Origin of the sequence: Limosilactobacillus agrestimuris (assembly GCF_943193105.1) — a bacterium.
Taxonomy (GTDB): Bacteria; Bacillota; Bacilli; order Lactobacillales; family Lactobacillaceae; genus Limosilactobacillus; species Limosilactobacillus agrestimuris.
The window spans coordinates 10,840-25,162 of the sequence record NZ_CALPCW010000007.1; the positions used below are offsets into that span (position 1 = coordinate 10,840).

At 40.8% G+C, this 14,323-nt stretch carries 12 protein-coding genes; 6 read left to right on the forward strand and 6 right to left on the reverse strand.

The window, feature by feature from the left end:
- Window positions 1-3: 3 nt before the first annotated feature.
- Both mfd and pth read right to left on the reverse strand, forming a co-directional pair.
- On the reverse strand, window positions 4-3,522 hold the full coding sequence (mfd, locus tag NFR46_RS05635; protein ID WP_251575476.1) for a transcription-repair coupling factor: 3,519 nt from the start codon (window positions 3,520-3,522) through the stop codon (window positions 4-6).
- 221 nt (window positions 3,523-3,743) lie between these two features.
- Entirely contained in the window at window positions 3,744-4,304 is a 561-nt protein-coding gene (gene pth, locus NFR46_RS05640) for an aminoacyl-tRNA hydrolase (protein ID WP_182581442.1), read from the reverse strand.
- Between the two features lie 267 nt (window positions 4,305-4,571).
- Here pth and cbpA point away from each other — a divergent pair, with 267 nt between their 5' ends.
- A complete protein-coding gene (cbpA, locus tag NFR46_RS05645; protein WP_251575477.1) occupies window positions 4,572-5,207 on the forward strand; it encodes a cyclic di-AMP binding protein CbpA in 636 nt (211 codons plus the stop codon).
- 49 nt (window positions 5,208-5,256) lie between these two features.
- Here cbpA and codA read toward each other — a convergent pair whose 3' ends face one another.
- The 4 genes from codA to acpS form a co-directional block, all read right to left on the reverse strand.
- Window positions 5,257-6,495 carry a cytosine deaminase gene (gene codA, locus NFR46_RS05650; protein WP_251575478.1) on the reverse strand — a complete coding sequence of 413 codons (1,239 nt, stop codon included), beginning with the start codon at window positions 6,493-6,495 and terminating at the stop codon, window positions 5,257-5,259.
- Window positions 6,485-7,861, reverse strand: a complete 1,377-nt coding sequence (locus tag NFR46_RS05655) for a cytosine permease (RefSeq protein WP_251575479.1) — start codon at window positions 7,859-7,861, stop codon at window positions 6,485-6,487. The genes codA and NFR46_RS05655 overlap by 11 nt, the downstream gene beginning before the upstream one ends.
- Window positions 7,862-8,044: 183 nt before the next feature.
- Window positions 8,045-9,169, reverse strand: a complete 1,125-nt coding sequence (gene alr / locus NFR46_RS05660) for an alanine racemase (protein ID WP_251575481.1) — start codon at window positions 9,167-9,169, stop codon at window positions 8,045-8,047.
- Window positions 9,162-9,524, reverse strand: a complete 363-nt coding sequence (gene acpS, locus NFR46_RS05665; protein WP_251575566.1) for a holo-ACP synthase — start codon at window positions 9,522-9,524, stop codon at window positions 9,162-9,164. The genes alr and acpS overlap by 8 nt, the downstream gene beginning before the upstream one ends.
- Before the next feature lie 254 nt (window positions 9,525-9,778).
- On the opposite strand from acpS, the gene NFR46_RS05670 reads away from it, so the two are divergent.
- Genes NFR46_RS05670 through dltD form a run of 5 tightly spaced genes read left to right on the forward strand, consistent with a single transcriptional unit; the run spans window position 9,779 to window position 14,232 of the window.
- Window positions 9,779-9,922: a teichoic acid D-Ala incorporation-associated protein DltX gene (locus NFR46_RS05670; RefSeq protein WP_081446198.1), complete on the forward strand. Its 144-nt coding sequence runs from the start codon at window positions 9,779-9,781 to the stop codon at window positions 9,920-9,922.
- Between the two features lie 16 nt (window positions 9,923-9,938).
- A complete protein-coding gene (gene dltA / locus NFR46_RS05675) occupies window positions 9,939-11,465 on the forward strand; it encodes a D-alanine--poly(phosphoribitol) ligase subunit DltA (RefSeq protein WP_251575482.1) in 1,527 nt (508 codons plus the stop codon).
- A complete protein-coding gene (gene dltB, locus NFR46_RS05680; RefSeq protein WP_251575483.1) occupies window positions 11,462-12,676 on the forward strand; it encodes a D-alanyl-lipoteichoic acid biosynthesis protein DltB in 1,215 nt (404 codons plus the stop codon). Before dltA ends, dltB begins: the two co-directional genes overlap by 4 nt.
- A gap of 28 nt (window positions 12,677-12,704) precedes the next feature.
- Window positions 12,705-12,944, forward strand: a complete 240-nt coding sequence (gene dltC / locus NFR46_RS05685) for a D-alanine--poly(phosphoribitol) ligase subunit DltC (protein ID WP_251575484.1) — start codon at window positions 12,705-12,707, stop codon at window positions 12,942-12,944.
- Window positions 12,937-14,232 carry a D-alanyl-lipoteichoic acid biosynthesis protein DltD gene (dltD, locus tag NFR46_RS05690; protein ID WP_251575485.1) on the forward strand — a complete coding sequence of 432 codons (1,296 nt, stop codon included), beginning with the start codon at window positions 12,937-12,939 and terminating at the stop codon, window positions 14,230-14,232. Before dltC ends, dltD begins: the two co-directional genes overlap by 8 nt.
- Window positions 14,233-14,323 lie beyond the last annotated feature (91 nt).

A 14,323-nucleotide genomic window follows, 5' to 3' on the forward strand; every position in this document is an offset into this window, starting at 1 on the left:
TTTCTATTTTTTCTGTTCTTGCTTTAAATCACTTAATGCAGTAATGAATTTCAGGAGCTGGTGAAGCCAATCATCAACCATCATCTTTGGTTGAATCACTAAACGAACACTTAGTTGATGATCTTTCTCACCGATTGTTGCCTTAAACTTTGTCTGCGCTAATTCCTTAATGATTTGCGGCGCTGTAATGTTCCGACTCCCTTTTTCCGTAAAGGTAATCATAATTTGGTCCCGTTGCCGCTTAATACTAGCAATCATTGCCAAGTCAGCATGGAGCTTCAATTGACTAATTAAGAGAAGATTCCCAACCGCCTTCGGATAATCCCCAAACCGATCAATCAAGTCACCCTGAATATCAAGAAGTTCATCGTCATTAGCTGCTGTTCGAATCGTCTTATATAACTCGATCTTCTGTTGTTGATCATTAATGTAATCATCAGGCAAGTAGGCTTCGACACCCAGTTCAACCTCAGCATCTGACTTAGCCACCTGCTTCTTTCCCTGTTTTTTAGCAACTGCATCACTCAACATTGAAGAATAGAGGTCATAACCAACCGAATCAATAAAGCCGTGCTGTTGTTTTCCTAAAAGATTACCAGCACCCCGGATAGATAGGTCACGCATCGCAATCTTAAAACCAGATCCCAATTCAGTAAAATCACGAATTGCTGCTAGACGCTTTTCACCGAGTTCAGTTAGGACCTTATTGGGTTGGTACATAAAGTAAGCATAGGCAACCCGGTTACTCCGGCCGATCCGTCCCCGAATTTGATACAACTGAGCTAATCCCATCCGGTCAGCATTTTCAACAAATAAAGTATTTACGTTGGGAATATCAACCCCAGTTTCAATAATTGAGGTTGTTACCAAAACATCATAGCCGCCCTGAATAAATTCGTAGAGAACCGATTCAAGTTCATTTTCACTCATTTGGCCATCTATACAGCCTATCCGTGCTTCAGGAACCAATTGTTGAAGACGGGCAACAGTCTCTTCAATATCCATTACCCGGTTATGAAGATAGTAGACTTGTCCACCACGTTGCATTTCCCTAAGGATCCCATCACGGATTGCTCCTGCATTTTGTTCCATCACGTAGGTTTGAATTGGATAACGACCAGCAGGTGGTGTTTCGAGAACAGAAAGATCCCGAACCCCTAGCATTGACATATGGAGCGTTCGGGGAATTGGTGTAGCAGTCAATGTCAACACATCGACATTATTCTTCATTTGTTTCAGTTTTTCCTTATGCTTAACTCCAAAGCGTTGTTCCTCATCAACAATTAACAAGCCGAGATCCTTAAAATGAACATCCTTTGAAAGGATCCGGTGAGTTCCAACAACAACATCTATTGAACCATCAGCCAATCCCTTTTCGGTCTCTTTAAGTTCCTTTCGCGTCTTGAACCGGGACATCAGGGCAATTTCAATTGGAAAGCCTTCAAAACGCTTCTTCATTGTATCGTAATGTTGCTGAGCTAAGACAGTAGTCGGTACAAGAAAGGCCACTTGCTTACCACCAGTAACGGCCTTAAAGATTGCTCGCAAGGCTACTTCTGTTTTCCCGTAACCAACATCACCTACTAGTAGGCGATCCATTGGTTTAGGTTTCTCCATGTCTTCCTTAATTTCAGTAATACTCCGGAGCTGATCCCGAGTTTCAGAATAAGGGAACTTAGCATCAAACTGTTTTTGCAAGTAGTCGTCCTTAGGAAAGGCATATCCTTTTTCTGTTTCCCGCTTAGCATAAAGATCAACTAACTCATCAGCGATATCTTCAACCTTAGAGGCAACCCGACGCTTCGTTTTAGCCCATTCATTACCACCAAGCTTGTTAATATGTGGTGTCTTTGATTCAGCCGAAACGTACTTTTGAACCAAATTTAATTGGGTAACCGGAACAAAAATCTGCGCATTATTTCGGTAGTTAATCACCATGTAGTCTTGGTGCACGCCATCGACTTCCATAGTCCGAATCCCACTAAAGATCCCGATCCCGTGATTAACATGGACAACATAATCTCCTGGCTTGAGATCTAAGTAGTTCTTAATCCGCTCGGCATTAGCTAACTTTTGCGGACGGATCCGTCGCTTCTTTACCTGCTTAAACATTTCCCCTTCAGTAATCACTACTAATCCCATCTGAGGAATTTCAAAACCGTTTGCGAGGTTAGTGGGGACCAATTGAACAATATTTTGCTGAAGTTGGTTCAATTCGGTTGTGGTGACCTTAATGCCAAAATCATCCATTGTTCGTGCAATCTGGTCGCGACGCTCCTTACTGCTTGCCATTAAAATAACGGTTTGTCCTTGATCAAGCCACCGCTGCATTTCTGTTTTTAGCAGGGGCATTTGGCCGAAGAAACGCTGCATCGTCCGACTTCCCAGGTCAGTCATTACCTTAAACCGTAATTGACCCATCCCTTTACGGAAAAGCGCCCAGAAGTCTTGAGCATGTTTATCCTGGCTCATGAGTTGACTAACATCATGACCAAGACTTGTCGCCTGGAGAAGTTGTTGGTGTTTAGCCTTATCTTCTAGCCATCCCAACTCCTCCTCACTAATCTCTTTGGCAGTCTGCTTAATTCGCGTCCAATCATCAAAATGAACCACACCATCGGCAGAAAGGTAGTCCAGCAAAGAATGCTTTTGTGGATAAATCAGATCAGTAAAGACCAGCAATTCGTTAGTTAATTGGTGTTGCTTTAAGGCTGTTAATAATGGTTCAAACCGGTTTGCAAGTTGCTCTTGTTCATCTTCACCATCTACCTGTTCTTTTAGTTGGTGATACTGCTTGGTTAATTCTTTTTCCACCCGTGAAAATTCAGTAACTGGAAGGATAAAGTCAGTTGCCGGAAGAATTTCGACTTCCTTCACGTTTTTGATACTTCGTTGCGTACTGGCATCAAAACATCTTAAAGAGTCAATTTCAGTATCAAAAAGGTCAACTCGCACTGGATCATCAGTGTTTAAGGCATAAATATCAATAATCGAGCCCCGAACAGCAAAGTCCCCTGGCCGGAGAACCATTTTTTGTCGCTGATACCCCATTGAACTCAATTGTTCCGCTGCTGTTTCAGGATCAATCTCCCCACCAACTTTGAGAGTTAACCGAGCTTGGTCAAATAACTCAGGGGAGACAATATTTCGTCGCAATCCAGCAGTTGAAGCAAGGATAATTGCTGGCTTTTTATTAATCAATGCGTCCAGTGCTTGGACCCGCTGCAAGCGATAATTTGGTGAACTTGTTGCTACTTCGGCAGCAAGGACTTCCTCTACCGGAAATTGGTAGACCTCTTCTTCAGGTAATAAATTTTCCAAATCAGCAGCTAATTCCTGCATATGGAAAAGACTATCGGTAATCACTAATTGTGGCTGGCCAAGTTTCCTTTTTAACCCTGCCAGTAATAAAGTTCGTGCTGAACCGGAAATCCCGGTAATTAGTTGACGGTGATGTTGTTCAATTGCTGTAGCAACTTGTTTGAATTCCTTTGTCCGTGTACAAAAGTCAGTTAATTCCAACTGGATTCCTCCTTTCTGTTTTTTTGGTTGTATTCAATTACTATGTTCGATCAACTGAATAGGCTTGCTTGGCTGCGGTTTTCTCCATTTCTACTGCAACATGGCTGAAACGTGCTCACCCCGACCGCACGCTCGAGCCTAATTACGCCTGATTCCGATGCAAGCCATCGTTCATCAGGCTAGGTTAGTCAACCGCGTGCTAGTCCGTCGGGGTTCGCACTCTAGTTATATTCATTCATCAAACTTGCAAAGTCTTTGCCTTTAACCCAGTCTTCAAGGGCGTGTTCGGCGGTGAGGACGGCTTGGTCAAAGTTTGGTCGTTCATCTTTAGTAAATTTGCCAAGAACATGGCTGACGACGGTTCCGTGTTGAGGATGATCAATTCCAACCTTAACCCGGTTAAACTTATTAGTGCCTAAAGCGTTGATGATACTCTTTAGTCCATTGTGGCCACCTGAAGCACCATGGGTTTTCAAGCGAACCTTACCAACTGGCATATCAAGGTCATCATTAACCACTACTAAATCATCAAGATCAATATCATAGTAGTCAACTAGTGGACCTACAGCTCTTCCTGAATCATTCATAAAGGTTGTGGGTTTAACTAGCATTACTTTTTCACCATCAATCATTCCAGTAACCGCCACTGCCTCTTGTTTAAGGTGAGTAAAAGCCCCTAAATGATAATCTCGTGCTAATTGATCAACTACCATAAAACCAGTATTATGACGGGTTTCATCGTAGCGTGTTCCGATATTTCCTAAACCAACAATCATCTTCATTATTTATTCGTCCCCTCTAAGTGAAATGCAAAAAGGCCGCCTTACTTGCAGCCCCGTGCTTATTTATTTCATCTAATTATGATGTAGAATTACCTGTATGTTATTATACCGTAGCTATGACTAAAACTAAAACGATTCACGTTGATTACCATTCTCAGCATTATTACATTAATTATTCTTAATTCTCTCATCTTGTTCTAATATAAGTAAAGATAATGTGTTATGATGTTTTATGCACTAAAACGTTTGTAGTAAAGGAAGAACATTATGATTTTCAGTTCGCTCATTAAAAAGAAAGAAGAACTTACAACACTCCCTGAAAATGCGACCTTACAAGAAGCATTAACAGTTCTTGAAAATACCGGTTACCGGTGTGTCCCTATTTTAGATAAATCAGGAAAGATTTTTCGGGGTAATATCTACAAGATGCATATTTACCGTCATAAGTCACGCAACGGTGATATGACTCTTCCCGTAACTTCGCTCCTTAAAAATTCCACTAAGTTTGTTTCAATTAACGCTGCTTTCTTCTCCGTATTCTTCGCAATTCGCGACTTGCCGTACATCGCTGTTTTAAACGAAAACAACCAATTTTATGGTATCCTCACCCATAATCGTTTACTCCGGATGCTCGCCGCGGGCTGGAATGTTAATAACGGCAGTTACGTTTTAACAGTTGTTGCCCATGATGAACGAGGAGCCTTAATGAATGCCGCTAAAGAAATTACGCGGTTCTGTCAAATCGTTAACGTCATCTCATTAGATCCTGACCATTCGTCAGTGAAACAAGTCCTTTTCACATTACCAACTGATGTTGATCATGACCGGATGGAACGGATCGTTCGCCGATTAACAAAGAAGGGCTTTGAAGTAACTGAAATTGAAGATTTACATAAAGCATAAAAATACGCAGGAAATCAACCTTCAAAAAGGCTAATTTCCTGCGTGTTTTTTAATCTAGATTTACCCGCGTCTCTGCTGGTTTAGTCTGAGCAAGAATTTTTCCGTGACGGACGTTAGCTAATACTTCAACATGCTTGTTTAAGGCATTGTAGAAATCAGGAGCATTTAGCAAAATAAAGTTTGCTGGTTTGCCAACCTCAATTCCATATTTATCAGTAATATGAAGCGTTTTGGCTCCATTATAGGTAACAAACTTAAAGGCATCTTGAAGTTGGTGGTAACCCATTAAATGCCCTGCATAAACACCCATCGTTACTGCATCGAGCATGTTCCCATTACCAAGTGGGTTCCATGGATCTTGAACATCATCTTCACCAAAGGAAACATTCATCCCCGCTTCGGTTAATTCTTTTACCCGGGTCATTCCTCGCCGTTTTGGATAAGTATCAAATCGACCACCCAAATGGATATTGACCAATGGATTAGCCACAAAGTTAATCTCACTCATCTTTAACAGACGGAATAACTTATAAGTATAAGCATCATTGTACGAACCCATAGCGGTGGTATGACTAGCAGTCACCCGATCCTTCATTCCTCGTTCATAGGCTTCAGTAGCCAAAACTTCAAGGTTACGTGAAGCCGGATCATCGATTTCATCACAGTGAACATCAACGAGGCGGTCGTAGTGGTCAGCTAACTTCATCAGGAAGTGAACTGATTGCCAACCATACTCGGTGGTAAATTCAAAATGAGGAATCCCACCAACAACGTCGAGTCCTTCCTTAACTGCCTGCTCCATTAATTCACGACCATGAGGGAAGCTAAGAATTCCTTCTTGAGGAAAGGCAACTAATTGCAAATCAATTTGATCCTTTAATTCTTCTCTTAGTTCGAGCAATGCCTGAGCTGCAATCAAATGAGGATCAGTTACGTCAACATGGCTCCGAATGTGCTGAATGCCATGACCAACCATGTTTTTAATGGTGGCCTTTGCCCGCTTTTTAACATCTTCAATCGAGAGATCCTGCTTTCGTTCACTCCAGATACGGATTCCATCAAATAGTGTCCCCGTTTCGTTCCATTCGGGTTCACCGGCAGTCAAGGTCGCGTCAAGGTGAACATGGGAATCAACAAACGGTGGCAACATTAGTGCTTCATTACCTTTAATTACTTGTTCACCTTCACGTGGCTTAATTTCTGTTGCAATTTCAGTAAACTGACCATCAGTAACCCGAACATCTTTTAACCCTTCTTCATTATCAACATGAACATTCTTAATTAGCATGACGTGCTCCTTTCCGGTCGTAAATGGCCATCAAAATGTAGTAAAGTAATCCGCTTAAAATCATATCAACAAAAGTTGCGCCGACTGTGTTCGCAAAAATTGACATCTGGTGGACGGCAATAAAGAACGCAACCCCTAAGGCAAAGACGAGATATGCAATCCAGTTAATTCCGTGGTGGTACCAGTACTTACCATTAATTAACCCGAGCTGCTTAACATCATAGTGACGGTGCGCGCGAATGTAGAAGTCAGTGCAAATGATGGCAATTGTTGGTCCCAGAACCATTCCAACGTAATCAAGGAAGGATTCAAAAGTATCCAAGAAACTACCAACAAACATTGGGATAAAAGTTACCACCGTTGCTAGGAGAACCACAATCCACAATGAATACTTCAAACGAAGGCGGATAAAAATATTGGATAAAGCTGAACCAGCTGCAAGGAGGTTAACAGCATTAGCAGTCATTGAAGTCAAGATAATTACCAAAAAGGCAACTACACCAAGGCCAAGTTTGCTTGCAATCGTTGATGGATCTGAATTATTTGCATTGTAGACGCCACTTGAAATTGCAATACTAATCGTAGAAATCAAACCAATGAAGGCAAACCATACGACTCCAATCAAGGCTCCCCAAAATGGTGTATGAATTGCGTTATTTTTAATTGAAGTAAACCGGGTAAAGTCGGCCCCAGCAGTCACCCAGGCTAAGTTAAAAGCAGCAACATAATCAATCGCTGCCCCTGTAGCCATTCGTGCATTAGCAGGAACGTGCCAATCAATAATTTGGCTCATTGAAACTGTCTTAAAAACAGCAACAGATTCCCAAATCACAAAGATAAAGACAAGGATAATCCCAATTCGTTCAATCAATTGAACTGAACGGGAACCACTCGAAACACTGAGGATGTGAAGAACGCTCATAATTAAGATCCCCACAACCAAGCCCTTATCACCACCGGGCTGTCCCCAAAGTGGCCAATGAAGTAATTGGTGGAAAAGGAGGCTAACCGATTGAGCAGCAATAAAAGTATTAACTGCCGTCCAGCCGATAAACTGGGTAATGTTAACTAATGAAGGCAGGTAACTACCACGTTCCCCGAATGATGCTCGGCTAACTGCCATCGTTGAAACACCGGTTTTATAACCGATGTACCCAATCAAACTTAAGAAAACATACGATAAGGCTGATGAAAGAACTAGGACTTTCATCGCTACGGCAAATCCACAGGCTGCCAGGACACCTCCAACAAACCACGTTCCGTTATTCGCGTTTGCCCCAACCCAGGTTGCAAACATATCCCACCGGGTTGTTCGCCGACTTTTCATCGGGATGCTTAAGATTGGCGTGTGTTGTTTATCTTCCACAATCGTTCCTCCTAATAAAAAATAGCCTTGAGTCCCGTAAAGAACTCAAGGCTAGCCAATTCGCGTGATCGACTATGGATCACTGCTTACTTATTCGGTAGTCTTTCGTAGTCTCACGGGGCTACATTAAAGGACCTATAAATTACATGAAATTATAGCAGATGGATTATTAATGTCAAGGGATTATTCAATATAAATCCGGTGAACCCGGTTACTAATGTTCGTCATGATTTCGTAATTAATTGTTCCTGCCTGGTCAGCCAGATCGTTGGCCGTAATTTCATTATTTCCCGAACGACCCAGCAAAACTACCTTTGTGCCTACAGGATAATGCTTAGGCAGCCGAACCATCATCTGATCCATGCAGACCCGACCAGCAATATCACAAAATTCACCATCAATTAAGACCTTGTATCCCGTCATGCACCGTGGATAACCATCAGCATAACCAATTGGCAAGGTCGCTAACCACTCATCTTCTTTTGCAGTGTAGGTTGCACCATAACTCACTGATTCACCTGCACGAAGTTTTTTTACAAAACTAATACTGGTAACTAATTGTTCTACCGGCTTCAAATCTAATGTTGGATTTAATTCTCGACCGGATGGATTCTGCCCGTACATAGAAATGCCCATCCTTACGGTATTTGCCGTAATCTTATTGCGGTGCCACATCCCGGTTGCGGAATTAGCCATGTGAACAAATGGTGGTAATACATCTAAACTATTTACAAATTGTTCCCACTTATTAACCTGTTTATTAAAATAACCATCATCAGCGCTATCCGCCGTTGCAAAGTGAGTAAACATCCCTTCAAATTCAAATTCAGGATATTTACGAAGGAAAGCAACTGCTTCATTAAAATCATCAATAGTCGTAAAGCCAATTCGACCCATTCCAGAATCAACTCCTAAATGAACCTTCAGTGGCTTTGTCCAATGCCGAACTTGTGTCATTTGGTGATATGCCTCAAGCCAATCCAAAGAACCAACCGTTAACGATACCCCAGCTTCCGCAGCAATGTGGGCATTTTCGACTGGCGTTATCCCAAGGACTAAAACCATCGCCGTTATCCCGTTATCCCGTAGTTCAAGCGCTTCATCAAGGATCGCTACACAAGCACCAGTTGCACCAGCGGCAATTGCTGTCTTTGCTACCGGAACAAGGCCATTACCATAGGCGTTTGCCTTCACAACCGCTAAAATCCTACTATCTGGCGCTAATAACTTTTTCTGTTCATTAATATTATGCTTAAGTGCTCCTAAATCAACGATTAACTTTGTATCACGTAAACGTCCACTAATCATCTTTTTCCTCCAAAATAATCTCTGTCATGACATTTACTGCAGTATGACTAACCGAAGCATGCACCCTACCATTAAATGGTGAGTGCGTAACAATCGGTGCCCCCAACTGATTATCTACTATTTCAATATCTTGAAAGCCGACTGCACTACCAATTCCGGTCCCGTACGCCTTAGAAAAAGACTCTTTTAACGACCACCGACCGGCCAAGTATTCAACAGCTCGTTGACCACCCATTTTTTCATACTGTGACCTTTCCACTGGTGTCAGTATTTTAAGGACAAATTGGGGGTGCTTTTGAATCATCTCTTGAATCCGTTCGATCTCAGTAATATCGATCCCAATTCCTTTAATCACTGTCATGACCTCTTATAATTTAAAATTTCGTTTCTTATATTATATTGAATTATCATTTTCTCACAAACAAATAATAATTCGCAAGATTACATTATTTTACTTTGAACCTTAACGCAAATTATCTATAATAGGTAGGTGTGAAAATTTAATTACGAATATCTTAAATTTTTGCGTTAATAATTAACTAATCTACCATAGCGAGCTAAAATTGCTATGTTATATTTGCTTTTTATAAGCGAAAGGAGCGATTCGTAATCTTTAGTAAAAGTATTAAGAATCATCCTGCACTAACGTTCATCTTAAAAACGGTATTCTACTTTATCGTTATTCTCCTATTAATCTACCTATATGGTTATTATGGAGCAGGTCAAGAACCGTTCATTTACAATGAATTCTAATGTGGAGGAAATAGAATTGAATACAAATATCGTTACTGTCTTTGACCAAGTCGCCAAGGATAATTCAACGCGGGTTGCTTATGATGAAATGGGAAAGCAAACAAGCTACGGTGAGCTAAAAGCTAATACTGATAGCTTAGCAGCTTGGCTTACTAAGCAAGGCCTTACCCCAAAGAGTCCAGTCCTGGTTTTTGGTGATCACCAAGTCGAAATGATCACTAGCTTCCTAGCTGCACTAAAGATGGGACACTCTTACATTCCCGTTTCAACTGATTCCGCCATTCTGCGGATCCAGTCAATCTTAGATACGGCTAAGCCAGAATTAATTATCGCTGTCGATGATTTTCCAAGTGACAAGCTTAACTTCGATGCTCGAGTAGTTTCTAAAGAACAACTTGCCAGTGTATTAGCAGAAAAACAAGAATTTAACCTAAAGAATCCTGTTTCCGGAGATGAATTGGCTTATGTCCTCTTCACTTCAGGAACAACTGGCTCTCCTAAAGGAGTTGAAGTTAGTCATGATAATTTCAAGACCTTCGTTGACTGGGTTCTTGATACGGACTTTGATATTCCTGAACATGCTAACTTCCTTGGTCAACCACCATACTCATTTGACTTGTCTAATATGTACTGGTTGCCAGCCCTCTTGAATGGCGGAACCATTAAGGCACTTCCGCACTCAGTAGTCGAAAACTTCGGTCAAATGTTTACCGCACTACCAAACTTAGATCTAAATGTCTTCGTTGGGACCCCCTCATTTGCGGATATGCTAATGTTGAGTCCCGCATTTAATGAAGATAAGATGCCAGACTTGAGTATCTTTATGTTCTGTGGTGAAGAGTTAACCGTTAAAACTGCCAAGGCACTTCAACAACGGTTCCCTCACGCGCGGATTTTCAATACTTATGGTCCAACCGAAACAACGGTGGCAATTTCTGGAATTGAAATCACACCAGAAATCGTTGCTAATAATGATCGACTTCCGGTTGGTTACGCTAAACCAGGAGTATCACTTTCCATCTGGGACGGTGATAAGCAATTAACCGAACCAGGTCAAGAGGGAGAAATCATTATTAGCGGAAATAGTGTAGCCCATGGTTACATGAATAACCCCGAAAAAACTGCAAAGGCCTTCTTTAAGATTGATGGCGTTCCTGCTTACCGAACTGGGGATGCCGGAACACTTGATGCAGATGGCCTTCTTCACCATAAAGGGCGGATGGATTTTCAAATCAAGCTTCACGGATTCCGGGTTGAACTCGATGAAGTCCGGGCAAGTCTTGAAAAGAGTCCATTAATCAAGCAAGCTGTTGCTGCACCAAAATACAATAAGAATGGTCAAGTTGCTCACCTGATTGCTTACGTAATTCCTAAAGAAGAAGTTAAGGATCAGGAACAACTAACCAAAGAAATTCGTGAAAGCCTTAAGGGATTGATCATGCCTTACATGATGCCAACCCAGTTTATTTACCGTGATTCATTCCCAATGTCTGCAAATGGCAAGATTGCAGTTAAACAATTAATTAAAGAGGCTAACCAATGATTAATTGGCTTTCAAGTTTACCTAATTTCACTGCTTACGGGACACCTAACTACTTTATTTACTTATTGCTTGCCTTGCTCCCGTTAGGCATTGGTCTTTATTTTGGCAAACGATTTCAGTGGTACGAAGCACTAATTAGTTTTATCTTTATCTTTCTGATGTTTGATGGGGCCAGTTGGCAACAATTATTCTCATTAATTGCGTACGTAATTTATCAAACATGTTTAGTGATGTACTATCACCATTACAGAAAGACAAAGAATTCAACAGGTGTCTTTTACCTGTTCTCATTTCTTTCCTTGATTCCAATTATTGTTGTTAAATTATCTCCAGCAATGGTTGGTCATAACTCACTTCTTGGTTTCCTTGGGATCAGTTATCTTACATTTAGGGCTGTCGGAACAATTATCGAAACCCGTGATGGAATGGTAAAGAAGATTACTCCTTGGCACTTTATCCGCTTCATGCTCTTTATGCCAACAATTACTTCCGGACCAATTGATCGTTACCGGCGTTTTTCTAAGGACTATCAAAAAGTACCTGAACGCTCCGATTACCTAAAACTAGTTGAAAAAGGTGTTTTTTACCTATTTCTTGGTTTCCTTTATAAATTTGTAATTGCCTACTTCTTCGGTCAACGGTTCTACCCGCACTTTGAACAAGCAGCGATGAGCGACGGTTTCTTTTCCTGGAATATGCTTGGTGTTATGTACACTTATGGTTTCTACCTCTTCTTTGACTTTGCGGGATACTCCCTCTTTGCGGTTGCCATTAGTTACTTTATGGGCGTTAAGACGCCAATGAACTTTAAGCAACCATTTAAGTCGAAAAACATCAAGGAATTCTGGAACCGGTGGCACATTAGTTTATCATTCTGGTTCCGTGATTACATTTTTATGCGGTTTGTCTTTATGGCAACAAAGAAGCGCTGGTTCAAGAATCGAAATACATTGTCAGCTACTGCCTACATGCTTAACATGTTAACAATGGGGTTCTGGCATGGAATTACATGGTATTATATTCTATATGGTTTCCTTCATGGACTTGCCCTTGTCGTTAATGACTGGTGGTTACGTTATAAGCGAAAACACCTGAAGAAGATGCCGCATAACAAGTTCACAGAATGTGTTGCCATTTTCGTAACATTTAACTTCGTAATGTTTACGTTCTTACTTTTTAGTGGTTACCTTAATACTTACTTCTTTGGGTAACCGACATTTATTTAGGAGGATTTTAACAATGAAAGACGATATTATTAACATTTTAGCTGACGCAACTGGTCGAGACGCAAGTGACTTTAGTGATACTAGTGAAGATCTTTTTGCAGATGGATTATTAGACTCAATGGCTACAGTTAATGTTCTCTTGGCACTTCAAGATCAATTTGATATCCAAGTACCAGTTTCTGAATTTGACCGGAGCCAATGGAGTTCTGTTGATAAGATGGTTGATCGTGTAAAGGAGCTCCAAAATGACTAACCGCAAGCGGCTGTGGTATATCTTTGGCCCAGTTATTCTTGCCTTTGTTCTAATTTTAATTCTTTTTACAATGCCGCTTGGTAGCCATTATTCAGCTAAGACTGAACAACGTGCTGCTGCATCACTTAGTCCCGTAATTTTTAAAAACCAGAAGATTAAGCAACAAGCACTTTCCGATAAAAATACTCGTTACGTTCCCTTCTTTGGTTCAAGTGAATTACGGCGTTTTGATAATTTTCATCCGTCAATTATGGCGGCACGTTATCATAATTACACCCCTTTCCTGCTAGGGCAACGTGGAGCACAATCACTCCCTCAATTCTTTAACATCACCACTATGGAAGACCAATTAAAAGACAAAAAAGCTGTCTATATTATTTCGCCTCAATGGTTTGTTAAAAAGGGAATTTTGCCTCCCGCTTTCAAATACTACAATGGCGAATTAGCCGATCTTACTTGGTTAAAAAAGGCTAATCCAAAATCACCCTATGATCGCTATGTTGCAAAGCGATTACTTCAAATGATTGGTAATAATGGTACTGTAGCTGATAACGCTACTAAAATTGCCCAAGGAAAGCCATTAAGTGGTTGGGATAAAACAGTTCTTAACTTCCGCTTAACCTTACTCCAACACCAAGATGTATTGTTCTCTGGTTTACAGTTGGATAATAACTATGACCGTTTTGTTAAGCCAAAAGTAGATAAACTTCCGGCAAAATACAATGAAAAGCAACTTCACAAAATGGCCATTGATAAAGCTGCTAAGGATACTGATAATAACGGTTTCCACGTTAAGAATTCTTTCTATACAAAGAATGTTAAACCTCACTTGAAGAAATTAAAGAACTCACAGCGTCACTTTAACTACAACCAATCACCTGAATATGGTGATTTACAAGTCGTGTTAAATCAATTTAAGAATAACAATACAAATGTAATGTTTGTTATTCCGCCCGTTAACGGTCGTTGGGAAGCATATACTGGCATGGACATGCAAATGTACTATCACACCGTTAACAAAATTAAGTTCCAACTTCAACAACAAGGATTTAACAACATTCTTGACCTTTCTCATGACGGTAGCAAACCTTACTTCATGGAAGATACAATTCACATTGGTTATGCTGGCTGGGTTAAATTTGATAGTGCTACAAGTAAGTTCATTGAACAGAACCAACCTCAACCACACTATCATTTAAGCGATGAGTTCTTGACTAAAAAGTGGGCAAACTTAATCCCAACTCAACAAAACCTGAACCAATTTAAGGAACAAGAATTGAATAAGTAATATTCAATAAATTCCAGAATGAGATAATCTCATCCTGGGATTTATTTTGATCTAAAAAAGCGGCTCAAGAGGATTTCCCTCTTGGGTCGCT

Excerpts from the sequence above, each read along its gene's own strand:
- pth (WP_182581442.1), bottom strand. The coding sequence starts at position 4,304 with ATGAAGATGATTGTTGGTTTAGGAAATATCGGAACACGCTACGATGAA.
- cbpA (WP_251575477.1), top strand. The coding sequence starts at position 4,572 with ATGATTTTCAGTTCGCTCATTAAAAAGAAAGAAGAACTTACAACACTC.
- codA (WP_251575478.1), bottom strand. The coding sequence starts at position 6,495 with ATGCTAATTAAGAATGTTCATGTTGATAATGAAGAAGGGTTAAAAGAT.
- alr (WP_251575481.1), bottom strand. The coding sequence starts at position 9,169 with ATGATTAGTGGACGTTTACGTGATACAAAGTTAATCGTTGATTTAGGA.
- dltB (WP_251575483.1), top strand. The coding sequence starts at position 11,462 with ATGATTAATTGGCTTTCAAGTTTACCTAATTTCACTGCTTACGGGACA.
- dltC (WP_251575484.1), top strand. The coding sequence starts at position 12,705 with ATGAAAGACGATATTATTAACATTTTAGCTGACGCAACTGGTCGAGAC.
- dltD (WP_251575485.1), top strand. The coding sequence starts at position 12,937 with ATGACTAACCGCAAGCGGCTGTGGTATATCTTTGGCCCAGTTATTCTT.